Raw genomic sequence first — 22,623 nt, 5'->3', positions numbered from 1 at the left:
GAAAGCCAGGCCTTGCCTGACCCAATCGATTCCCTCACTTGCGCCGCGAAGCCGGCGACAGTGAAATAATGCCTGCTGCGCTGCAAGTCAAAACATGCAGCAAACCACCGATTTTGGAGCCCCACCATGAGCACACCTCAACAACGCATCGACGAGCTCGTCAAGAACAACGCCATTTTGCTGTTCATGAAGGGCAATGCCAGCTTCCCCCAATGCGGCTTCTCCGGCCGTGCGATTCAAATCCTCAAGGCTTGCGGCGTGGACCCCAAGGCCATCGCCACCGTGAACGTGCTGGAAGATCAGGAAATCCGCCAGAGCATCAAGGATTACAGCAACTGGCCCACCATCCCCCAGCTGTACCTGAACGGCGAATTCGTCGGCGGCTCGGACATCATGATGGAAATGTATGAGTCGGGCGAGCTGCAGCAAATGCTGGCTGGCAAGTAAGCTCGTCACTGCGCACCCAAGCCACCGGATCAGCCTGCCATGCAGGCCGTGCCGGTGGCTTTTTCATGGCCTCTGCGCCGAAATTTCCAGAACATGCCTGCGCTACCACCTGCTCCGGCACACCACTGCTGCATCTACATAGACGGCAGCGCCCTGCCCAACCCCGGCGCCATGACCCTGGGCGCCGTGCTGCTGCTGCCCGACGGCACGCACCGCACGCTGTCGCAAAACCTGCGGCGCCGCGGCTGCAACAACGAGGCCGAACTGCTGGCGCTGATGGCGGCGCTGGAACTGGCCCGGTCACTTTGCGCCCGCCACCTGACCGTTCGCACCGATAGCAGCGTGCTGGTAGAGCAGCTGGGCCCGCCCGGCCCCAAGCCAGCCAGGCCCATAGAACGGCTGCAACCACTGTTTGACCAGGCCCGCGCACTGATGGCCCAGTTTGACGAGATAGCGATGCAGTGGGTTCCACGCCACCGCAATACCGAGGCCGATGCACTGGCCAGGGCCGCACACACCGAATCGCTCTGAAGCAATGCCAGTCCCTAGGACTGCCATCTGCTTTATGTGGTCGAATAGGGGTTGTCCTGTTTCAAGCAGCTGCAAGCCAAGCCTTGCACTGCCGCCCTGCCTATGAGTGTTTCCCAAAGCCTGCTGGTGATTGTTCTGCTGATCTTGCTCAGCGCGTTTTTCTCGGTTGCCGAGATTGCGCTGGCTGCCTCTCGTCGCTTGCGACTGCGCCAACTGGCCGACGATGGCGATCCGCGTGCCGAGCGCGCCTTGCGCGTGCAGGAGGCTCCGGGCGAATATTTCACCGTGGTGCAAGTGGGACAGAACGCGGTCGCCATTTTGGGCGGCATTGTGGGCGAAGGCGCATTCAGCCCCGCGTTGATTCAATTCTTCAGCCTGTGGTTCGAGCCATCTCTGGCGTCCACCCTGGGCTTTTTGCTCTCATTTTTCCTGATCACCTCAGCGTTTATCCTGCTGGCCGATTTGCTGCCACGGCGCATCAGCATGAACGAGCCAGAGCGCCTGATTGTTCTGGTGCTGGCCCCCATGCACTGGTTTGTGGTGGTGTTCAAGCCGGTGATCTGGTTCTACAACCTGGCCACGGACACGCTGTTTCGTCTGCTGGGTCTGCCGGCCACACGCGATGAGCGCATCACCTCCGAAGACATTCTGGCCATGACCGAAGCCGGCACCAAGGCCGGCGTGCTGGCCGCACGCGAGCAGCAGGTGATTGCCAATGTCTTCGAGCTCGATTCGCGCATCGTGGCTTCGGCCATGACCCAGCGCGAGCGCATGGCCTTTTTCTTCAGGGACGATGCAGATGCCATCATCCGCGCCCGCATTGCCGAAGAGCCGTTCTCGACTTATCCCGTCTGCGATGGCGATATCGACCGCGTGATCGGCTATGTGGACGCCAAGGATTTGTTTCAGCGCGCGCTCAACAATCAACCCCTGTCGCTGATGGACGACTCGCTGATTCACAAGGTGCTGATCGTGCCCGACCGCCTCTCGCTGGCTGAGGTGCTGGAGCAGTTCCGTCAGGTACACGAAGACTTTGCCGTCATCGTCAACGAGTACAGCCGCGTGGTCGGCGTGGTCACTCTCAATGATGTGATGAGCACGGTGATGGGTGATCTGGTCAGCGCCTCCGAGGAGGAAGAGCAGATCGTGCGCCGCGACGAGCATTCCTGGCTGATCGATGGCGTCACCCCCATAGAGGATGTGATGCGCGTGCTGCAGCTCGACGATATGCCGCATGACGACGAATACGAAACCTTGGGCGGCTTTCTCATGGTCATGCTGCGCCGCGTTCCCAGACGCACGGATTCGGTCACCTGGGGCGGCTACAAGTTCGAGGTGATGGACGTGGACAGCTACCGTATCGACCAGGTCATGGTCACCCAATTGCCTGAAACCCCGCCCCCGTCGGCAGCCCCCTCGGCAGCCGCTGCGGCCAAGGTACAAAGCAGCGCCGCCCAGGCAGCCAAGAAACATCACTCCTGAATCAGGAGCTTGATACGATTGCTACGGGTGGATATTGGAATTGTTTTGAGTTCAACCCAATAAAAAGAGAGCGCCAGGCGCTCTCTTTTTCGTAGTCTCTCGGAAGCCGTCAGGCCGAGCGCTGCTCATCCAGCAACCAGCGGCGCTGGGCGCCAAACACGGCGTTCGGGTACTGCGGCTGGCCGCGGCTGCCGTTGTAACGGCCCAGAGCCATATAGGCATCGCCGCGCTCACGGTCCAGATAGTGGCGCAGGATCACGCAGCCAAAGCGCAGATTGGTCTGCATGTGAAACAGCTTGCCGATATCGCCATCGCCTATCAGCCGCATCCAGAACGGCATGATCTGCATATAGCCACGCGCGCCCACACTGGAGATCGCATATTTGCGAAAACCGCTTTCCACCTGCACCAGGCCCATGACCATGGACACATCGAGACCGGCACGCTTGGACTCATACCAGACGGTTTGCAAGAAATCTCTACGCACCTGCGCATCGGGCTTGCGCTTGAGCAGTTTTTCGCTGCTGGCCATCAGCCAGCGCAGATAGTCCATGCGCGCCTCGGTGGAGGCGAACTCCAGCTCGGGCGGCGCCTTGCCGACCACGGCCGCACTCAAGGCCGTGCGCACCGAATCGGCCAGCGGCTCTTCCAGCTGCCCCCCCGCCCAGGCCGTCTGCGGCAGCAACCAGCCTGCCGAAGGCAGGGCAAGCGAGGCAGCAGCCGTCAGACAGGCGCGTCGACTCAGGGTTGGGGCAGGCATGGAAATGCCAGCTTACAAGCCCAGGCGGCTCTTGAGGTGGCTCAGCACCTCGGTTGTCGCCAGCTTTGTGGCTTCCGTGTCACGGCGGTGTTGGTATTCCACCTGGCCTTCCTTCAAGCCGCGGTCGCCCAGCACCACGCGGTGCGGCACGCCAATCAGTTCCCAGTCGGCCAGCATGGCGCCGGGGCGCTCGTCGCGGTCGTCCAGAATCACGTCCACACCCAGGGCCAGCAGCTCGTTGTAGAGCTTCTCGGCTTCGGTCTTGACCAGCTCGCTGCGGCCCAGGCCGATAGGGCAGACCACCACGGTGAACGGAGCAATCGCGTCGGGCCAGATAATGCCGCGCTCGTCGTGGTTTTGCTCGATGGCAGCAGCCGGCAGGCGGGTCACGCCAATGCCGTAGCAACCCATTTCAAAGTGCTGAGGCTTGCCGTTGTCGCCCAGGAAAGTCGCATTCATGGCCTGGGAATACTTGGTGCCCAGGTAGAACACGTGGCCGATTTCAATGCCGCGCTCGATGGCCAGCTCGCCCAGGCCGTCGGGCGATTGGTCGCCAGCGACCACATTGCGCAGGTCGGCCACCAATTCGGGCTCGGGCAGATCACGGCCGAAGTTCACGCCGGTGATGTGGAAGTCCTCTTCGTTGGCTCCGCAAACCCAGTCGGCCATCACGGCGACATCGCGGTCCACCACGATCTTGACGGGCTGCTTCAGGCCTATGGGGCCCAGGTAACCGGGCTTGGCACCGAAGTGGTCTTCGATCTCGGGCACGCTGGCAAAACGGAAGCCTGCCAGGCCTTCAACCTTGCCGACCTTGATCTCGTTCATTTCATGGTCGCCACGCAGCAGCAGCAGCCAGACCTGGGTCTTGACCACTTCGCCCTTGTCGTTGAGCGTATCGGTGGCCAGCACCAGCGACTTGACGGTTTGCGACAGAGGCAGGCCCAGTTGCTCGGCCACGGCTTCGCAGGTGGCGTTTCCGGGCGTGGAGACCTTGGCCATGGCCTGGGCGGCCGCAGGACGGGCCTGTGTGGGCGCCAGAGACTCGGCCTTTTCGATATTGGCGGCGTAGTCGCTGTTGGGGCAGTAGACGATGGCGTCTTCGCCGGTGGAGGCAATCACCTGGAACTCTTCGCTCAGATCGCCGCCGATGGCGCCGCTGTCGGCACGCACGGCACGGTACTGCAGACCGAAGCGGTCAAAGATGCGCTTGTAGGCTTCGCGCATGGTCTGGTAGCTGATCTGGGCGGTATCGCGATTCTTGTCGAAGGAGTAAGCGTCCTTCATGATGAATTCGCGGCCGCGCATCAGGCCAAAGCGTGGACGGCGTTCGTCGCGGAACTTGGTCTGGATCTGGTAGAGGTTCTTGGGCAGCTGCTTGTAGCTCTTGAACTCCTGGCGCGCAATGTCCGTCACCACTTCTTCGCTGGTGGGCTGAACAATGAAGTCGCGGCCATGGCGGTCCTGGATGCGCAGCAGCTCGGGGCCCATCTTCTCGAAGCGGCCGGTTTCCTGCCACAGCTCGGCAGGCTGGACCACGGGCATGGTGACTTCAATGCCGCCGGCACGATTCATTTCCTCGCGCACGATGGCCTCGACCTTGCGAATCACGCGCAAGCCCATGGGCATGTAGTTGTAGATACCGGCACCCAGCTTTTTGATCATGCCAGCCCGTGTCATGAGCTTGTGGCTGACCACTTCGGCGTCGGCCGGAGCTTCCTTCAGGGTGGAGATGAGAAATTGGGTGGCTTTCATGGAACTGCTTATTCGCTGGAAATGGGCATGGCCCGCTTGCCGATCACAAGGGGCCATGCATAATGAACACAATTCAAAAATTTGGGGTTCGATTATGCTTGACCGGGACGGATTCCGCCCGAACGTCGGCATCATCCTGCTCAACCAAAGAAACCAGGTGTTCTGGGGAAAACGCATTCGCACCCACAGCTGGCAGTTTCCGCAAGGTGGTATTGACCGGGGGGAGACACCCGAGCAAGCCATGTTTAGAGAGCTGCACGAAGAGGTGGGGCTGATGCCCAATCACGTTCGCGTGGTTGCCCGAACCCGGGATTGGTTGCGCTACGAGGTGCCAGACCGGTACATCCGCCGCGACGCGCGCGGGCATTACAAAGGCCAGAAACAGATATGGTTTCTGCTTCAACTGGTAGGTCACGACTGGGATTTGAACCTGCGTGCCACCGATCATCCGGAGTTTGACGCCTGGCGGTGGAATGACTATTGGGTGCCGCTGGATGTAGTGGTCGAGTTCAAACGCGGCGTCTATGAAATGGCGCTGACCGAGCTGTCACGCTTTGTGCCACGCAGCGAGCAGCAGCGCAATCGCTATTTACGCAGCGGCTTGCGCCCACGTGAGCAGGAAGGAGCCAGCGGCAATGCCTTTGCACCGCCGTCGCCACCGCAGCACATGCAAGCCATGTACCCTGCGCGCACCGGCCACTTTCGCATCAACCCTGGCATGGAGCTGCCGCCAGGTGCCAGCTTTGATCCCGATCCTCAGACCAATCTGACGGACCCTCCGGACACCAAGCCGCTGCAATAAGGCCAGCTAAAAACAAAAGCCGTGATGTTCAACACATCACGGCTTTTTCGTTTTGAAGTCCTGCGAGTTCAGCGCCCGGACACCACCATGTTGTCGCGGTGCACCATCTCCGGGCCGGCGGAATAGCCAAGCAGGCTTTCAATCTCGGCCGAGCTTTTGCGGCACAGCAAACGCGCCTCGGCACTGGCATAGCTGGCCAGACCACGGGCGATCTCAAGACCTTGCTCATCACGCACGGCAATCACCTCGCCGCGCGAGAAATCGCCGTCCACAGCCATCATGCCAATCGGCAACAGGCTCTTGCCTTCATCGCGCAGCTTGGCCACGGCACCGGCATCCACCGTCACCGAGCCGCGCAGCTTCAGATGATCGGCAATCCACTGCTTGCGGGCCTGCATCTTGTGCGTGCGCGCCAGCAGCAGCGTGCCTATGGATTCGCCTTGCGTCAGGCGCAGCAACACATCGCGCTCACGCCCCCAGGCGATCACCGTGGAAGCACCCGAACCTGCGGCCCGCTTGGCGGCCAGGATCTTGGTGATCATGCCGCCGGTACCAATCGACAGGCCTGCGCCGCCGGCCATGGCCTCCAGCGTGACATCACCAGCTTCGGCCACATCAATGAACTTTGCGTCGGGGTTCTTGCGTGGATCGGCGCTGTACAGGCCGCGCTGATCGGTCAGGATGATGAGTGCATCGGCCTCCACCAGATTCGCCACCAGCGCGCCCAGCGTGTCGTTGTCACCAAACTTGATCTCATCAATGACCACGGTGTCGTTTTCATTGATGACGGGCACCACTCCCAGCTGCAGCAAGGTCAGCAGCGTGGTGCGGGCATTCAAATAGCGCTCACGGTCGGCCAGATCGGCGTGGGTGAGCAGCACCTGGGCGCTGGGCACGTTCTGCTCGCGCAGCTTGGTCTCATACATCTGGGCCAGGCCCATCTGCCCCACGGCGGCTGCCGCCTGCAACTCATGCACCTCGGTCGGTCGCGTGGCCCAGCCCAGGCGCTTCATGCCTTCGGCGATGGCACCGCTGGAGACCATGATGACCTCGCGCTTGACGCCATCTTCACCGTTCACCAAAGCCGCCAGCTGGCGGCTCCATTCCTGAATGGCAGCTTCATCCAGGCCCCGACCTTCATTGGTAACCAGACTGGAGCCGACTTTGACGACGATGCGATGCGCATCACGCAACACGTTGGAAGACATGAGGAATTACAGTGTTTAAAGCCTCTAACCCTTATAAATCAAGCGCTAGAAGCTATGAAATTCAAAGCAAAACAGCGCACCAAGTGCGCTGCAGGGATCTAGCCTCTAGCTTATTCCGGATCCTGCGGTGCAAAACGCGGATCGGTCAGATCGGGGCCAGAATCTTCGATTTCGATAAAACGGGGGTCCACTTCCTTGACGCCCTGTTCCAGCTTCTGCTGTGCTTGCACATGCTCGAAGATCTTGCGGATCAGCGGTTCACAGCCTTCACGAGTCAGAGCCGAAATCTCATAGACCGGGCCCTTCCACTTGAAGCGTTTGACAAAGTCCTTGACCTTGGCTGCACGCTCTTCCTGAGGAACCATGTCCAGCTTGTTGAGCACCAGCCAGCGCGGCTTCTCATAAAGCTCGGCATCGTATTTCTTGAGCTCGCCAACAATGGCCTTGGCCTGCTCCACAGGATCCACGGCCTCGTCAAACGGAGCCAGATCCACCACGTGCAGCAGCAAACGCGTGCGCTGCAGATGGCGCAAGAACTGGTGACCCAGACCCGCACCTTCGGAGGCACCTTCGATCAGGCCCGGAATATCGGCCACCACAAAGCTTTTCTCCGGACCCACGCGCACCACACCCAGATTGGGATACAAGGTGGTGAAAGGGTAGTCCGCAATCTTGGGGCGCGCATTGGACACGGCCGTGATGAAGGTGGACTTGCCCGCATTGGGCATACCCAGAAGACCCACATCGGCCAGTACCTTCAGCTCCAGCTTCAGGCTGAATCGCTCACCAGGCCAGCCCGGTGTCTTCTGGCGCGGAGCACGGTTGATGGCGCTCTTGAAACGCAGATTGCCGTAGCCGCCATCGCCACCCTTGGCAATGGTGATGACTTCACCCGGGTTGAGCAGCTCGAACAGCACCTCGCCGGTTTCGGAATCGCTAATGATGGTGCCCACAGGCATGTGCAAAGTGATGTCATCACCGGCAACACCGAACATGTCCGAGCCCTTGCCGTGCTCGCCGCGCTTGGCGTCGTAGCGACGCGAGTAGCGGTAATCCACCAGGGTATTCAGATTGACATCGGCCACGGCGAACACGTGACCACCACGGCCCCCGTCTCCACCGTCAGGGCCGCCAAATTCCTTGTATTTTTCGTGCCGGAAAGACACGCAACCATTTCCGCCGTCTCCGGCCGAAATGTCGATAAAAGCTTCGTCAACAAACTTCATGAGGCATCCAGTTTACAAAATCAGTGTGCACCAGAAGCCCTAGGCCACACTTTTGAGTGGTCAAAACACATGCCCCATTTGCCACTTGGAGCCAACCCACAGCATTCTCAAACAACAAAGCCCCGACAAGTCGGGGCTTTGTTCAGGTCAAATACGACTTAGGCAGCCGTGATGTTGACTGTGTGCTTGGACAGAGCGCCCTTGACTGCAAACGACACGTGGCCGTCCACCAGTGCAAACAGGGTGTGATCCTTGCCCACGCCGACGTTGTCGCCGGGGTGGAACTTGGTGCCGCGTTGACGCACGATGATCGAGCCAGCAGTGATCAACTCACCGCCGAAGGCCTTCACGCCGAGCATTTTTGGTTTGGAATCACGTCCATTGCGCGTAGAGCCGCCGCCTTTTTTCTGTGCCATGACTCAGCTCCTACTTAAGCAGCAATTGCCACGATTTGCAGTTCGGTGAACTGTTGACGATGGCCTTGACGTTTTTGATAGTGCTTACGACGACGCATCTTGAAGATGTGCACTTTGTCGTGCTTGCCGTGAGCAACCACAGTTGCCTTCACAGTTGCGCCGGACACCAGGGGAGCGCCGATCTTGATTTCAGAGCCGTTGCCGACTGCCAAAACTTGATCGATCACAATTTCCTGGCCTACGTCCGCAGCAATCTGTTCTACTTTAATTTTTTCGCCAGCAGCAACACGATATTGCTTGCCGCCGGTTTTTATGACCGCGTACATGTAAACCTCTTTACTTTGAGAGTTCTGCGGACGAATTTCCACAGAGCCGGCAATTCTAGCACGATGCAAAATTTCATGCATAGATACCCGCAAGCTGCGCTATCTTGACCTTGTCGCACCCTCACTGCGCCCAGGTACTCACGCCATATTTCTATAATCGGCAGTCCACTTGGCGGTTCCATCACCTTGACTACAGAAATCACAACTCCCAATCCGCTTGCCCTGATCGCTGACGATATGCGCGAAGTGGATCAAGTCATCGCTCAGCGCCTGACAACCAGCGTCCCCCTGGTTGCCCAGATATCCCAGTACATCATTGCCGCGGGCGGAAAGCGTCTGCGCCCTGCACTGCTGCTCATGGTCAGCAGCGCCCTGGGCTTTCAAGGCCGGGACAAATACATTCTGGCTGCCGTGGTGGAGCTGATTCACACCGCCACCTTGCTCCACGACGATGTGGTGGATGAATCCACCCTGCGCCGCGGCCGCCCTACCGCCAACGAGACCTTCGGCAACCCCGCCAGCGTTCTGGTCGGGGATTTTCTGCACACCCGCTCCTTTCAGATGATGGTGGAAGTGGGTAGCATGCGCGTGCTCAAAATTCTGTCCGACGCCACCAACGTAATTGCAGAAGGCGAAGTTCAGCAACTGATCAACACCCATGATGCGTCTCTGACCGAAGCCGGTTATTTGCACGTCATCCGCTCCAAAACCGCGCAACTGTTCGAAGCCAGCGCCCAGCTTGCCGCCGTGCTGGCGGGCGCATCCCAGGAAGTGGAGCAAGCCTGCGCCACCTATGGGCAAGCCTTGGGCACCGCGTTTCAGATCATTGATGACGTGCTGGACTACACCGGCAATGCGCAGGAAATGGGCAAGAACCTCGGCGACGATTTGCGCGAAGGCAAGTGCACTCTGCCATTGATTGCCGCCATGCAATGCGGCACGCCGGAGCAGGCCAGCATCGTTCGCCATGCCATCGAGCAAGGCTCCACCGACCAGCTGGACGCCGTGGTGGACATCGTGCGCAGCACGGGCGCTCTGGACATTGCCCGCGCCGCCGCCCACGATGAAGCACACCGCGCCATCAAGGCGCTGGAAGCTTTGCCAAACAATGCCCATACAGCCAACTTGCTACAGTTGGCGTCTCAGCTTTTGGAGCGTCGCACTTGAATCGGCAAGTGCCGTTTTGATGCCCTGCATCAAAACCCTCGAGGTGTAGCTTAGCCTGGTAGAGCGCTACGTTCGGGACGTAGAGGCCGGAGGCTCGAATCCTCTCACCCCGACCATTCCCCCTCTTTTGTTGAGCCAAGTTCAAAGGCTTTGCTTTGCAGCGAGCACTAGGCTGATCGATATGACTGCAACATACCAAGAATGATAGGATAACCCTCCTCTCGTCCTACAGATTTGGTTACATGGCTGCAGCTGATTCCTTGCAAAAAAATCCGTCAGCACCGGTCGCCCTGCCCGGCTTAGGTCGGGCGTTGATTTCTGCTGGCAAAATTTCCCAGCAAGCTGCTGAAGCCGCTGTCAAAAAAGCAGCTACCAACAAAACCCCTTTCATCACCGAACTGAGCCAGTCCGGGGAAATCAGCACGCTGGAAATTGCGGAGACGATTTCCACCATGTTCAGCACTCCGCTGCTGGATTTGAATGCCATTGATACCCAGCAGTTGCCACGTGACCTGCTGGACGCCAAGATCAGCAGCACTTACCAGGTGCTGGCCCTGAGCAAGCGCGGCAACCGCATCATTATCGCCACCGCCGACCCCACGCAAGCAGGGGCTGCCGAACAGATCAAGTTCGCCACGCAACTGGCGGTGGACTGGGTGGTTGTGGAGGCCGACAAGCTGAAAAAGCTGGTTGACCAGGCCAGCAAAAGCGTCAGTGAATCGTTGGATTCGTACTCCAGCTCCGGCGATTTCGATTTTGATGACGTCAAGGTCGAGGACGCCCCAGAGGAAAAAGACAACACCACCGGCGCAGATGTGGAAGACGCGCCCGTCGTCAAATTCCTGCACAAGATGCTGCTCGATGCCTTCAATATGCGCGCATCGGACTTGCACTTCGAACCCTACGAGCACACCTACCGCGTACGTTTTCGTATTGACGGCGAGCTGCGCGAGATGGCGTCTCCGCCCATCGCCATCAAGGACAAGCTGGCTTCGCGCATCAAGGTGATTTCGCGCCTGGATATCTCGGAAAAGCGTGTCCCCCAGGATGGCCGCATGAAGCTCAAGGTCGGCCCGGACCGGGTGATCGACTTTCGCGTGAGCACGCTGCCCACCCTGTTTGGCGAAAAAATCGTGATCCGTATTCTGGACCCTAGCTCGGCCAAGATGGGGATTGAGGCCCTTGGTTACGAGCCCGAGGAAAAAGAGCGCCTGCTGTCCGCCATCAAACGCCCTTACGGCATGATTCTGGTCACCGGCCCCACAGGATCGGGCAAGACCGTGTCGCTTTATACCTGCCTGAACCTGCTCAATCAGCCCGGAGTGAACATAGCCACGGCAGAAGACCCCTCGGAAATCAACATGCCCGGGGTCAACCAGGTCAATGTGAACGAGAAGGCCGGCCTTACGTTTGCCGCAGCGCTCAAGTCTTTCCTGCGCCAGGATCCCGACATCATCATGGTTGGCGAAATCCGGGATCTGGAAACGGCTGACATTTCCATCAAGGCGGCCCAGACGGGTCACTTGGTGCTGTCCACGCTGCACACCAACGATGCACCCACCACGCTCACGCGTATGCGCAACATGGGCATTGCGCCCTTCAATATTGCATCCAGCGTGATTCTCATCACTGCCCAGCGCTTGGCTCGCCGCTTGTGCGCTCAATGCAAGCAACCCGCAGATATTCCTCGTGACGCCTTGCTGGATGCAGGGTATGCGGATGAGGAAGTTGACGGCAGCTGGGTGACGTACAGGCCGGTAGGCTGCTCCGCCTGCAACAACGGCTACAAGGGACGCGTCGGCATCTACCAGGTCATGCCCATCAGCGAGGAAATACAACGCATCATTTTGCGCGACGGCAGCGCACTGGAAATTGCGGCCCAGGCCAAGACTGAGGGTGTACGTTCCCTGCGCGGCTCAGGCCTGCATAAAGTCAAACTAGGGCTGACATCACTGGAAGAAGTGCTGGCGGTAACCAACGAATAAGACACGGCGCAAGCCACAAGCGAGGGAGCACCATGGCCACAGCAGCGTCCAAGGGCATCAAGGAATTTGTTTTCGAGTGGGAAGGCAAGGACCGCAACGGCAAAATCGTGCGCGGAGAAACCCGTGCCGGCGGCGGCAACCAGGTTCAGGCTATGCTGCGCCGCCAAGGCATCTTGCCCACCAAGATCAAAAAACGCCGCACCAGGAGCGGCAAAAAGATCAAGCCCAAGGATATTGCTCTCTTTACGCGCCAGCTGGCCACCATGATGAAGGCCGGCGTGCCCTTGCTGCAAGCCTTTGACATTGTGGGCCGGGGCAACACCAACCCCAGCGTGACCCGTTTGCTCAACGACATACGCTCGGATGTGGAGACCGGCACTTCGCTGAGCGCAGCGTTCCGCAAGCACCCGCTGTATTTCAACAGCCTCTACTGCAATCTGGTCGAAGCCGGTGAGGCCGCCGGTATTTTGGAAGCCCTGCTCGATCGTCTTGCCACCTATATGGAGAAGACCGAGGCCATCAAGTCCAAGATCAAATCGGCGCTGATGTACCCCATCTCGGTGGTCGTAGTGGCCTTCGTCGTGGTGACCGTCATCATGATTTTTGTGATTCCCGCCTTCAAGGAAGTATTCACCTCCTTCGGCGCCGATCTGCCTGCGCCCACACTGCTGGTAATGGCCATAAGCGACTATTTTGTGCAATGGTGGTGGCTGATTTTTGGCGTGCTGGGTGGCGGCATCTACTTCTTCATGCAGGCCTGGAAACGCAATGAGCGCGTGCAGCAATTTATGGACAGAGCCACGCTGAAGATGCCTGTGTTCGGCGTCCTGATTGAAAAATCCTGTGTAGCACGCTGGACGCGTACGCTGTCGACCATGTTTGCCGCAGGCGTGCCGCTGGTCGAAGCACTGGACTCCGTGGGTGGTGCCTCTGGCAACTACATCTACCAGAACGCCACGGAAAAGATTCAACAGGAGGTCTCTACCGGCACCAGCCTGACGGTGGCCATGACCAATGCCAATGTCTTTCCCTCCATGGTGATTCAGATGTGCGCCATCGGTGAAGAGTCCGGCTCCATAGACCACATGCTGGGCAAGGCGGCCGACTTCTACGAGGAGGAAGTCGACGACATGGTGGCCGGTCTGTCCAGCCTGATGGAGCCCATCATCATCGTGTTCCTGGGCACGCTGATCGGCGGCATTGTGGTGTCCATGTATCTGCCTATCTTCAAACTGGGTCAAGTGGTCTGATGATTTCCGAATTGGGTATGCATGCCGCAGTTGGCGGCCTGCTGGGTCTGCTGATCGGCAGTTTCTTGAATGTGGTCATCCACCGCCTGCCGCGCATGATGGAGCAGGAATGGCATGCCGAATGCGCGCAGTGGGCCGAGGAGCAAAAGGACAAAGGCGCCAAGATCCAGCTGCCGCCCGCAGCCGAGCCCGTCACCCTGAGCAAGCCACGCTCGCGCTGCCCGCATTGCGGCCACGCGATTGCCTGGTATGAAAACGTTCCGGTATTCAGCTATCTGTTTCTGCGCGGCCGTTGTGCAGATTGCAAAAAGCCCATCAGTCCCCGCTACCCTTTGGTGGAACTGGTCTGCGCCGCCCTGTTTACGTTCTGCCTGGCCCGCTACGGCCTCACGCCCACCGGCTTTGCCTGGTGTGGCTTCAGCGCCGTCCTGCTGGCCCTGGCCCTGATCGACTGGGACACCACGTTCTTGCCGGACTCCCTCACCCAGCCGCTGCTATGGGCCGGCCTGATGGCCTCGGCCCTTCAATGGACGACGGTGCCGCTGAGCCAATCGCTGTGGGGAGCCGTGGCTGGCTATCTGTCTCTGTGGCTGATTTTCTGGGCCTTCAAGCTGGCCACGGGCAAGGAAGGCATGGGCCATGGCGACTTCAAGCTGTTTGCCGCACTAGGCGCCTGGTTTGGCTGGCCCGCGCTGATTCCCATCATTCTCATGGCCTCCGTCGTGGGCACCGTCATCGGCATTGCTCTCAAAATCAATAGCAAGCTGCGTGAAGGCGGCTATGTGCCTTTTGGCCCCTTTCTTGCCGGCGGCGGCTTTGCCTGCCTGTTCTGGGGTCCCCAGGCCATTCTGGGCTACATCGGCCTCTAAGCCATGCTCACACTCCAGACCCCTGCCACCAGCAAGCCCGTCCCCTCTTTTCGACTCGGGCTTACGGGCGGCATAGGCAGCGGCAAAAGCACGGTGGCGCAGCGCCTGGCCGAGCGCGGAGCCGCCGTCATCGACGCGGACCAGATCTCACGCAGCCTGACCGCCGCTGGGGGCGCCGCTCTGCCCGCCATCGCTCAGCAGTTTGGTGCGGACCTGATCCAGGCCGATGGCGCCTTGAACCGCGCCCGCATGCGCGAGCTGGTTTTTGCGCAAGCCGATGCCCGGCAAAAGCTTGAAGCCATTGTTCACCCGTTGATCGCCGAGCAAACCCAGGCCCGGGTACGGCAGGCCATCAGCGAAGGCTGCCGGCTTATCGTTCACGACATACCGCTGCTGGTCGAATCCGGCCACTGGTGCAGCCAGCTCGATGCCGTGCTGGTGGTGGACTGCCGCGAGTCCACGCAAATTGAGCGCGTGATGGCGCGCAGCGGCCTGAGCCGCGAGGCCGTGCAGGCCATCATCGCGGCCCAGGCCAGCCGGGAGCAACGCCAGGCTGCGGCCGATTGGCTGCTCTACAACGACGAAGCCATGTCGCTGGAAGCTTTGCACGCATATACCGATCAAATCGCCGCTTGGTTCGGGCTATGATGCAGGCCATGGCTTGGCCTGTGCGTGTGATCACCGCATGTGCACGTTAACCGCTGAATCCTGCGTGCCCCAAGGAGCCCAGCAAGCGTGATCCTGTACGAATATCCTTTTAATGAGCGCCTAAGAACCTATCTGCGTCTGGAGCAGCTGTATCGCCGCCTGAGCGAGCTGCTCACGCGCGCACATCCGGTAGATCACCATTTCGCCCTGGTCACCCTCTTCGAGATCATCGATGTGGCCGGCCGCTCCGACCTCAAGACCGACATCCTCAAGGATCTGGAGCGCCAGAAGCACCTGCTCGAAGTCCTGCGCGACAACCCCAGCATCTCCCAGCACATGCTGCACCAGGTGGCGCGGCAGGTGGAGCATTGCTTCAAGGCCGTCAACGAGCTGCCCGGCAAGACCGGCCAGTCCCTGACCGAAAACGACTGGCTGATGTCGATCCGCAGCCGCATCGGTATTCCCGGCGGCACTTGCAACTTCGATCTGCCGGCCTACCATGCCTGGCTGAACCTCGACCCGCGCTACCGCCAGCGCGATCTGGAAGACTGGGCTGGCGAGCTCGCTCCTGTGGGCCAGTCGCTGGAGCTGATTTTGCAGCTGCTGCGCGAGACCGGCGTGCCCCAGCGCGTGGTCTCCGAACAAGGTGTATTTCAGCAAGCCATGCCCGCAGGCCGCAGCTTCCAGTTGCTGCGTCTGCGCATTGATGGCAGCTTGCACCTGATTCCCGAGATCAGCGGCAACCGCCTGCTGGTGTCCGTGCGTCTGCTGCGCACCGAAAACGGCAGCAAGCCACTGCCTAGCAACGAGGATGCGGCTTTCGAGCTGACGCTCTGCGCCTGAACGGTTTAGCCAACAGCATCAATGAGCTGCTGCCACCAGCAGATCAATCGCGTGGCGAAGCCGTGTTTTTTCAGCTGTGATACATCTACGCCATGAGCACTGACAACCACTCCCCCACCATGGTGGCCTGCCCCACCTGTGGTGGCCCCAGCGTTTTTGCGCCCAGCAACAAATTCCGCCCCTTCTGCAGCCAGCGCTGCCGTCAGATCGACCTGGGCGCCTGGGCCAATGAAGAGTTCCGCGTACCGGCACAGACACCGCCGGAAGATGCTCCGTTTGGCGACCCAAAAACCGAGCCCTGAGGCATAGACTTCAAAAACAAGAGCGCCTTGCGCTAGCTATTAATGAATTTCAGACATAAAACAACTGAAACTCTTTTGATAGCCACCGCAAGACGCTCATCTTTTCAAATGATCTCTGGCGATCAAGCAGGCTGTCTGGCCTCGTAATACGCGGCATCAAACACCAGGCCACGCTCATCGCTGAGCCATTGCAGCACCGGGTAGGCGCCGGGCAGCACCGGGTGCACCTGCAGCGGTAGCTGCTGCCAGGCCATTTGCTGGCCTTCGCGCATTTCAAATTCACCCGTCCATTCCGTCACCTTGCACCAGTGCAGACGCACCAGAGCGTGCGGATAGTCATGCTCCGTCACCTTCCAGGTGTGGGCCGCGCCAATGGTCACGCCCAGCTCCTCGATCAGCTCGCGGCGCAGGGCCTGCTCCACGCTTTCACCGGCCTCCAGCTTGCCGCCGGGAAACTCCCAGAAGCCCGCATAGGGCTTGCCCATGGGGCGACTGGTCAGCAGCAAGGCGCCATCGGATTCGCGCAGCAGCACGCCCACGGCGACTTCCGTGTGTTTGCGGGTGGACGCAGTCGTTTCAACAGTCACTGGCAACCTTTTCTTTCCAAGTTTTTTGCATTCACTCCAGGTCGGCTTCTTCGGCCAGACCCTGGACATCTTCTATGCGCGCGCCAGCGGTCGCAGGACGTTCGGCACGGCCGGCATAGTCACGCGCAAACTGATGGGCCACACGGCCGCTGCGCGAACCACGCTCCAGCGCCCAGACCAGGGCTTCGGGCCTGGCCGCATCGATGGCCGCCTGATCCATGCCCAGGGCAGACATCCATTGCGCCACCACGCGCAGGTATTCGTCCTGGCTGAAGGGATAGAAACTCACCCACAGGCCAAAACGTTCGGACAGGGAAATCTTCTCTTCCACCACCTCGCCGGGATGAATCTCGCCGTTGTCGGATTTTTGCGTGCTCAGGTTGTCCGTCATGTACTCGGGCAAGAGATGGCGGCGATTGCTGGTGGCATAGACCAGCACATTGGCGCTGGCCGCAGACACCGAGCCGTCCAGAATCGACTTCATGGCCTTGTAGCCGGGCTCGCCTTCTTCAAAGCTCAGATCGTCGCAGTAGATGATGAACTTCTCGGGTCGGCCAGCGACCACGTCCACGATGTCGGGCAGATCGGTCAGATCAGCCTTGTCCACCTCGATCAGACGCAAGCCTTGCGGCGCATAGCTGTGCAGGCAGGCGCGAATCAGCGAGGACTTGCCCGTGCCGCGCGCGCCCGTCAGCAGCACGTTATTGGCCGTGCGCCCCTGCACGAACTGCTCGGTGTTGCGCGCAATCTTTTCTTTTTGCACCTCGATGTTCTGCAGATCCGACAGATTCATCTCGCCCACATGGCGCACCGGCTCCAACACGCCGCAGCCGTTGGAACGCTTGCGATAGCGCCAGGCAATGGCGGTATTCCAGTCCGCAGGCGATTGCAGCGGCTGGGGCAGGATGGCTTCGATGCGCTGCATCAGCTGCTCGGCACGCTCAACCAGGCGCTCCAAAGGGTTCATCACAACTTGCATGACCGGATCTCCATCTGTTTTTATAGCTGCTAGCGTTTGATATTTCTTGGTTTCAAGCTAGAAATAAGCTGAAACCTAATACGAACATACGCATGCAGCTTCTGAAATTGCAGCACCTAAAAACGAGCGCTGACCAACAAGTGACAGCGAGCAAGGGCCGCCCCGCAGCGGGGACGCCTAATCGAGGCTGTCATCCCCCTCCCGCGAAGCGAGAGAGGGGAAGGCGCGGGGCCGCCTAGGCAAAGCGCCTCAAGGGGTGAAAACTTACGACCTGTAATCGGCGTTAATGGTCACGTACTCATGACTGAAGTCGCAAGTCCACACGGTCTGCGCGGCCTCGCCGCGGCCCAGCAGCACGCGCACGGTGATTTCCTGTTGCTTCATCACGCGTTGACCGTCTTCTTCCTTGTACTCGGGGTTGCGGCCGCCGTTGACGGCCACATGCACCTCGTCCAGATACAGGTCGATCCGGGTTTGGTCCAGATCGGCAATACCGGCATAGCCCACGGCGGCCAGAATGCGGCCCAAATTGGGGTCGGAGGCAAAGAAGGCGGTCTTGACCAGGGGCGAGTGGGCAATGGCATAAGCCACCAGACGACATTCCTCTTCGGTCTTGCCGCCTTCGACCTTCATCGTGATGAATTTCGTAGCACCTTCCCCATCACGCACAATGGCTTGAGCCAATTTTTGCGCCACATCCAGCAAGGCCGCCTTGAGCTGCTGGCCTTCGGCGCTGGAGAGCGTGGAGATCTGCGCATTGCCCGCCTGGTGCGTGGCCATGAGCACAAAGGAGTCGTTGGTCGAGGTATCGCCGTCAATCGTCACACGGTTGAAGGAGCCGTCGGCCAGCTCCTTGACCAGGGGCTGCAGCAGCTCGGGCGCAATTGCCGCATCCGTGGCCATAAAGCCCAGCATGGTGGCCATATTGGGGCGAATCATGCCCGCGCCCTTGCTGATGCCGGTGACGGACACCGTCTTGCCACCAATCGTCACGCTGCGGCTGAAAGCCTTGGGCAAGGTGTCGGTGGTCATGATGCCTTCGGCGGCCATGGCCCAGCTATCCGATTGGGCTGCCGCAATCGCCTTGGGCAGTGCCGCCACAATGCGATCCACGGGCAGCTCTTCCATGATCACGCCGGTGGAGAAAGGCAGAATTTGCTCGGCCGTCAGACCCAGCTCCTTGGCCAGCGCGTCGCAGGTGGCACGCGCATGGGCCAGGCCGGCGGCGCCGGTGCCTGCATTGGCATTGCCGGTATTGATGACCATGGCACGGATGCCCTTGCCGGCCAGCAAATGCTCACGGCTGACCTGCACCGGTGCGGCGCAAAAGCGGTTTTGCGTGAACACACCGGCCACCGAAGCGCCCTCGTCCAGCAAGAACACCGTCACGTCCTTGCGATTGGCCTTGCGCACACCGGCTTCGGTAATGCCGATGCGAACGCCATTGATCGCCAACAGATCAGCGGCCACGGGGGCGGAAAGATTCACGGACATTGCAATGTTCCTTGTGATTGAGAAAAAACGCGCTCCATTATCGGAACAATCGGAGTCTTGATCGGCCTTGTTGGCTTTGCCATGGCAAAAAGCTGCGGCACAAACAAAAACACGGGCCGCAGCCCGTGTTTTTATCGGTAGTGATCAGGACAGTTTTCCGTGGCACTGCTTGAACTTCTTGCCGCTGCCGCAGGGGCAGGGGTCGTTGCGCCCCACATGCACGCCATCGGGCATGGCCAGGGTTTCGGCCAGCATCACATCGCCATCCTCGGTATCGCCTTCGGTATCCGAAGGTCCGGCATAGCTCATGTGCTCCAGACTTTGTGCGCCGCGCTCGTTCATGGCCACGGCAGCTTCATCCATCTCCTCGCGGGAGCGAACCTGCACCGTCATCAGCACGCGGGTGACTTCGGTCTTGACCTGGTCGATCAGCTGGCGGAACAGCTCGAAGGCTTCGCGCTTGTACTCCTGCTTGGGCTGCTTCTGGGCATAGCCACGCAAGTGAATGCCCTGGCGCAGATAGTCCAAAGCGGCCAGGTGGTCGCGCCAGTTGCTGTCAAAGCTTTGCAGCAGCACGGCACGCTGGAACTGGGTGAAGTTCTCCTTGCCGATCAGAGCCAGCTTGGATTCATACATCTCGTGCGCCGCCTTGACGACCTTCTCCAGAATCTCTTCATCGGTGATCGAGTCAGAGGCCGCCACGTCGTTCTGCAAGTCTAGCGAGAGCTGCCATTCGCCGGCCAGCGCTTTCTCCAGACCCGGGATGTCCCACTGCTCTTCCATGGACTCGGCAGGCACGAACTGGCGCACCACATCGGTGATCACGTCTTCGCGCATGGCGGCCAACATGCCTTCCAGATCGGCCGAGTCCAGAATGTCGTTGCGCTGCTGGTAGATGACCTTGCGCTGATCGTTGGCCACATCGTCGTATTCGAGCAGCTGCTTGCGCATGTCGAAGTTGCGGGCTTCCACCTTGCGCTGAGCCGATTCGATGGAGCGGGTCACGATACCGGCTTCAATCGCTTCGCCTTCGGGCATCTTCAGGCGATCCATGATGGCCTTGACGCGGTCGCCGGCAAAGATGCGCATGAGCTGGTCGTCCAGGCTCAGATAAAAGCGCGAGGAACCGGGATCGCCCTGACGGCCCGAACGGCCACGCAGCTGGTTGTCGATACGGCGCGATTCATGGCGCTCGGTGGCGATGATGCGCAAGCCGCCCAACTCCACGATCTTGTCGTGTGCAATCTGCCATTCGGCACGCAGCTTGTCGATTTTCTGCTGACGCTCGGTGGGCGTCAGAGACTCATCGGCTTCAAGCTCCGCCAGTTGCTTGTCGATATTGCCACCCAGCACGATGTCGGTACCGCGACCGGCCATATTGGTGGCAATGGTGATCATGCCGGCACTGCCGGCCTGGGCCACGATATCGGCCTCACGCTCGTGCTGCTTGGCATTCAGCACCTGGTGCGGCAGGTTTTCGCGATTGAGCAGCTGATCGATGATTTCGGAGTTTTCGATCGAGGTCGTACCCACCAGCACGGGCTGGCCGCGCTCGTGGCATTCGCGGATGTCCTTGATGGCCGCGTCGTACTTTTCCTTGGTCGTCTTGTAGACGCGGTCCAGCTGGTCCTCGCGCTTGCTGGGACGGTTGGGCGGAATGACCACGGTTTCCAGACCGTAGATTTCCTGGAACTCGTAGGCCTCGGTATCGGCCGTACCCGTCATGCCCGACAGTTTTTTGTACAGACGGAAGTAGTTCTGGAAAGTGATCGAGGCCATGGTCTGGTTCTCGGCCTGAATTTCCACGCCTTCCTTGGCTTCCACGGCCTGGTGCAGACCATCGCTCCAGCGGCGACCCGACATCAAGCGGCCGGTGAATTCGTCAACGATGACGATTTCACCGTTTTGCACCACATAGTGCTGATCACGGAAGTACAGCTGGTTGGCACGCAGCGCGGCGTACAGGTGGTGAACCAGCGAGATATTGGAGGGGTCGTACAGCGAGGAGCCTTGCGGAATCAGGCCGGCATCGGCCAACAGACGCTCGGCGGCCTCGTAACCCTGGTCCGTCAGATAGACCTGGTGGGACTTTTCATCTACCGTGAAATCGCCGGGCTTGGTCACGCCCTCGCCGGTGCGAGGATCGGCCTCGCCTTCCTGGCGAACCAGGGCCGGCACGATCTTGTTCATGGCCACATACATGGCCGTGTGGTCTTCGGCCGGGCCGGAGATGATCAGCGGCGTACGGGCTTCGTCGATCAGGATGGAGTCCACCTCATCGACGATGGCGAAATTGAGCACGCGCTGCACGCGATCGCCGGGCTCGTACACCATGTTGTCACGCAGGTAGTCGAAGCCGTATTCGTTGTTCGTACCGTAGGTGATGTCGGAGTTGTAAGCGGCCTGCTTTTCCTCACGCGAGAGGTTGGGCAGATTGATACCTACCGTCAGTCCCAGGAAGTTGTACAGACGCGCCATGGTGGTCGCATCGCGCCTGGCCAGGTAATCGTTGACGGTCACCACGTGCACGCCCTCGGCCGACAAGGCATTGAGGTAGACCGGCAGGGTCGCAGTCAGCGTCTTGCCTTCGCCGGTGCGCATTTCGGCAATCTTGCCATCATGCAAGGCCATGCCGCCTTGCATCTGCACATCGAAGTGGCGCATCTTCATGACGCGCTTGGAGCCTTCACGCACCACGGCAAAAGCTTCCGGCAGCAAATCGTTCAGCGACTCGCCGTTGGCGACGCGGCCCTTGAACTCTTGCGTCTTGGCGCGCAATGCCTCATCGCTGAGCTTTTCGTACTCAGGCTCCATCGCATTGATGCGAGCGACTGTCTTACGGTATTGCTTTAGCAGACGATCGTTGCGGCTGCCGAACAGTTTGGTGAGGAAATTGGTGGCCATGCGTGCATAGGCGTCTTGATCTTTGCTTGGCGCGCAGAACAAGACGCCCGGAATCCCTTGATTGTTGGTCTTCAGATGGGGCCGTCTCAGCCGCACTCAAGAGCTTCACAAAACGTGAATAAAAACCTCTTGCAATGCCAAAAACTGAAACACGGACCAAAAAATGATTCTAACCGCCTCAAACACCTTTGGCTTTTCGCAGTTTTTCAGGTTTTATACGGGCTTTGATGGGCAGCAAGCCTTCAGAAAACACCGACGGCCCCGCTGATATAAGCTGTCAGTCTGTCCGCTCCAGATCTGTTTTTGTATGTCCACCACCCGCCGCCACCATCCTGTTACCGCATTGGCGGCCATGGAGTCTTCGCCCACCCTGGCGCGACTGGCAGCGCTGACCCAGGATTCGAGCAACCGCCTCAAAGCCGTCACGCCCTTGATTCCGCCCATGCTGCGCGCAAGCTTGCAGGCCGGACCTATTGAAGGCGATTGCTGGTGCCTGCTGGTCAAGAACAATGCGGCTGCAGCCAAGGTACGCCAATTGCTGCCGGCCATGGCCGCCCATTTGCGCACCAAGGGCTGGGACGTTGCCTCCATTCGCCTGAAGGTACAGGGCTAGAGGCAAGATGGGCTTTGCGCAAGCCCGGA

At 59.7% G+C, this 22,623-nt stretch carries 22 protein-coding genes and 1 tRNA gene; 13 read left to right on the top strand and 10 right to left on the bottom strand.

The genetic code is table 11. The features are described from left to right. Window positions 1–126: 126 nt before the first annotated feature. From grxD to paeA, 3 genes are all read left to right on the top strand, one after another. Window positions 127–447: a Grx4 family monothiol glutaredoxin gene (grxD, locus tag ACNAZA_RS01425; protein WP_120966402.1), complete on the top strand. Its 321-nt coding sequence runs from the start codon at window positions 127–129 to the stop codon at window positions 445–447. Window positions 448–540: 93 nt separating this feature from the next. Further along, entirely contained in the window at window positions 541–978 is a 438-nt protein-coding gene (locus tag ACNAZA_RS01420; RefSeq protein ID WP_415794612.1) for a ribonuclease HI family protein, read from the top strand. Between the two features lie 102 nt (window positions 979–1,080). Then, a complete protein-coding gene (gene paeA / locus ACNAZA_RS01415; protein WP_415794611.1) occupies window positions 1,081–2,460 on the top strand; it encodes a polyamine export protein PaeA in 1,380 nt (459 codons plus the stop codon). 109 nt (window positions 2,461–2,569) lie between these two features. Here paeA and ACNAZA_RS01410 read toward each other — a convergent pair whose 3' ends face one another. Both ACNAZA_RS01410 and ACNAZA_RS01405 read right to left on the bottom strand, forming a co-directional pair. Beyond that, window positions 2,570–3,220, bottom strand: coding sequence for a lytic transglycosylase domain-containing protein (locus ACNAZA_RS01410; protein ID WP_120966400.1), 651 nt, complete (start codon window positions 3,218–3,220; stop codon window positions 2,570–2,572). 12 nt (window positions 3,221–3,232) lie between these two features. After that, window positions 3,233–4,975 carry a proline--tRNA ligase gene (locus tag ACNAZA_RS01405; protein WP_415794610.1) on the bottom strand — a complete coding sequence of 581 codons (1,743 nt, stop codon included), beginning with the start codon at window positions 4,973–4,975 and terminating at the stop codon, window positions 3,233–3,235. A gap of 94 nt (window positions 4,976–5,069) precedes the next feature. Here ACNAZA_RS01405 and ACNAZA_RS01400 point away from each other — a divergent pair, with 94 nt between their 5' ends. Next, window positions 5,070–5,777, top strand: a complete 708-nt coding sequence (locus ACNAZA_RS01400) for an RNA pyrophosphohydrolase (protein WP_415794609.1) — start codon at window positions 5,070–5,072, stop codon at window positions 5,775–5,777. 68 nt (window positions 5,778–5,845) lie between these two features. Here the strand turns inward: ACNAZA_RS01400 and proB are convergent, their stop codons facing one another. The 4 genes from proB to rplU all read right to left on the bottom strand — a co-directional run bounded on the left by proB (window position 5,846) and on the right by rplU (window position 8,953). Next, the gene (proB, locus tag ACNAZA_RS01395) at window positions 5,846–6,985 is read right to left on the bottom strand and encodes a glutamate 5-kinase (protein ID WP_120966397.1); all 1,140 of its coding nucleotides are present in this window, start codon (window positions 6,983–6,985) and stop codon (window positions 5,846–5,848) included. Window positions 6,986–7,095: 110 nt separating this feature from the next. Next, the gene (gene cgtA, locus ACNAZA_RS01390) at window positions 7,096–8,211 is read right to left on the bottom strand and encodes an Obg family GTPase CgtA (protein ID WP_120966396.1); all 1,116 of its coding nucleotides are present in this window, start codon (window positions 8,209–8,211) and stop codon (window positions 7,096–7,098) included. A 158-nt stretch (window positions 8,212–8,369) separates the two neighbouring features. Further along, entirely contained in the window at window positions 8,370–8,627 is a 258-nt protein-coding gene (gene rpmA, locus ACNAZA_RS01385) for a 50S ribosomal protein L27 (protein WP_120966395.1), read from the bottom strand. Between the two features lie 14 nt (window positions 8,628–8,641). After that, window positions 8,642–8,953 carry a 50S ribosomal protein L21 gene (gene rplU / locus ACNAZA_RS01380; protein WP_099738605.1) on the bottom strand — a complete coding sequence of 104 codons (312 nt, stop codon included), beginning with the start codon at window positions 8,951–8,953 and terminating at the stop codon, window positions 8,642–8,644. 237 nt (window positions 8,954–9,190) lie between these two features. Between rplU and ACNAZA_RS01375 the strand changes: the two genes are divergently transcribed. The 8 genes from ACNAZA_RS01375 to ACNAZA_RS01340 all read left to right on the top strand — a co-directional run bounded on the left by ACNAZA_RS01375 (window position 9,191) and on the right by ACNAZA_RS01340 (window position 16,017). Further along, window positions 9,191–10,120: a polyprenyl synthetase family protein gene (locus ACNAZA_RS01375; RefSeq protein WP_415794910.1), complete on the top strand. Its 930-nt coding sequence runs from the start codon at window positions 9,191–9,193 to the stop codon at window positions 10,118–10,120. A gap of 39 nt (window positions 10,121–10,159) precedes the next feature. Beyond that, window positions 10,160–10,236, top strand: a tRNA-Pro gene (locus ACNAZA_RS01370). A gap of 126 nt (window positions 10,237–10,362) precedes the next feature. Beyond that, the gene (gene pilB, locus ACNAZA_RS01365; RefSeq protein ID WP_415794608.1) at window positions 10,363–12,105 is read left to right on the top strand and encodes a type IV-A pilus assembly ATPase PilB; all 1,743 of its coding nucleotides are present in this window, start codon (window positions 10,363–10,365) and stop codon (window positions 12,103–12,105) included. Window positions 12,106–12,137: 32 nt separating this feature from the next. Beyond that, window positions 12,138–13,355 (top strand): type II secretion system F family protein, encoded by a 1,218-nt coding sequence (locus ACNAZA_RS01360; RefSeq protein WP_415794607.1) that lies wholly within the window; start codon window positions 12,138–12,140, stop codon window positions 13,353–13,355. Then, on the top strand, window positions 13,355–14,224 hold the full coding sequence (locus ACNAZA_RS01355; protein ID WP_415794606.1) for a prepilin peptidase: 870 nt from the start codon (window positions 13,355–13,357) through the stop codon (window positions 14,222–14,224). Before ACNAZA_RS01360 ends, ACNAZA_RS01355 begins: the two co-directional genes overlap by 1 nt. Window positions 14,225–14,227: 3 nt before the next feature. Next, window positions 14,228–14,872, top strand: a complete 645-nt coding sequence (gene coaE, locus ACNAZA_RS01350) for a dephospho-CoA kinase (protein ID WP_415794604.1) — start codon at window positions 14,228–14,230, stop codon at window positions 14,870–14,872. An 87-nt stretch (window positions 14,873–14,959) separates the two neighbouring features. Beyond that, entirely contained in the window at window positions 14,960–15,715 is a 756-nt protein-coding gene (gene zapD / locus ACNAZA_RS01345) for a cell division protein ZapD (RefSeq protein ID WP_415794603.1), read from the top strand. Window positions 15,716–15,807: 92 nt separating this feature from the next. Further along, entirely contained in the window at window positions 15,808–16,017 is a 210-nt protein-coding gene (locus ACNAZA_RS01340; RefSeq protein ID WP_120966388.1) for a DNA gyrase inhibitor YacG, read from the top strand. 122 nt (window positions 16,018–16,139) lie between these two features. Here ACNAZA_RS01340 and ACNAZA_RS01335 read toward each other — a convergent pair whose 3' ends face one another. The 4 genes from ACNAZA_RS01335 to secA all read right to left on the bottom strand — a co-directional run bounded on the left by ACNAZA_RS01335 (window position 16,140) and on the right by secA (window position 21,981). Then, window positions 16,140–16,610, bottom strand: coding sequence for an NUDIX domain-containing protein (locus ACNAZA_RS01335; protein ID WP_415794602.1), 471 nt, complete (start codon window positions 16,608–16,610; stop codon window positions 16,140–16,142). Between the two features lie 25 nt (window positions 16,611–16,635). Next, entirely contained in the window at window positions 16,636–17,583 is a 948-nt protein-coding gene (locus ACNAZA_RS01330) for an ATP-binding protein (RefSeq protein ID WP_415794600.1), read from the bottom strand. 264 nt (window positions 17,584–17,847) lie between these two features. Next, complete coding sequence (gene argJ / locus ACNAZA_RS01325) at window positions 17,848–19,077, bottom strand: bifunctional glutamate N-acetyltransferase/amino-acid acetyltransferase ArgJ (RefSeq protein WP_415794599.1); 1,230 nt, start codon at window positions 19,075–19,077, stop codon at window positions 17,848–17,850. Window positions 19,078–19,221: 144 nt separating this feature from the next. Next, on the bottom strand, window positions 19,222–21,981 hold the full coding sequence (secA, locus tag ACNAZA_RS01320; protein WP_415794598.1) for a preprotein translocase subunit SecA: 2,760 nt from the start codon (window positions 21,979–21,981) through the stop codon (window positions 19,222–19,224). Window positions 21,982–22,288: 307 nt separating this feature from the next. Here secA and ACNAZA_RS01315 point away from each other — a divergent pair, with 307 nt between their 5' ends. Further along, window positions 22,289–22,594: a hypothetical protein gene (locus ACNAZA_RS01315; protein WP_415794597.1), complete on the top strand. Its 306-nt coding sequence runs from the start codon at window positions 22,289–22,291 to the stop codon at window positions 22,592–22,594. The last annotated feature ends 29 nt before the right edge of the window (window positions 22,595–22,623 follow it).

This window comes from Comamonas aquatilis (genome assembly GCF_965139575.1).
GTDB lineage: Bacteria > Pseudomonadota > Gammaproteobacteria > Burkholderiales > Burkholderiaceae_C > Comamonas > Comamonas aquatilis.
Note: the sequence above shows the minus strand (reverse complement) of the source record. Positions and strands in the feature narration are given on the sequence as shown.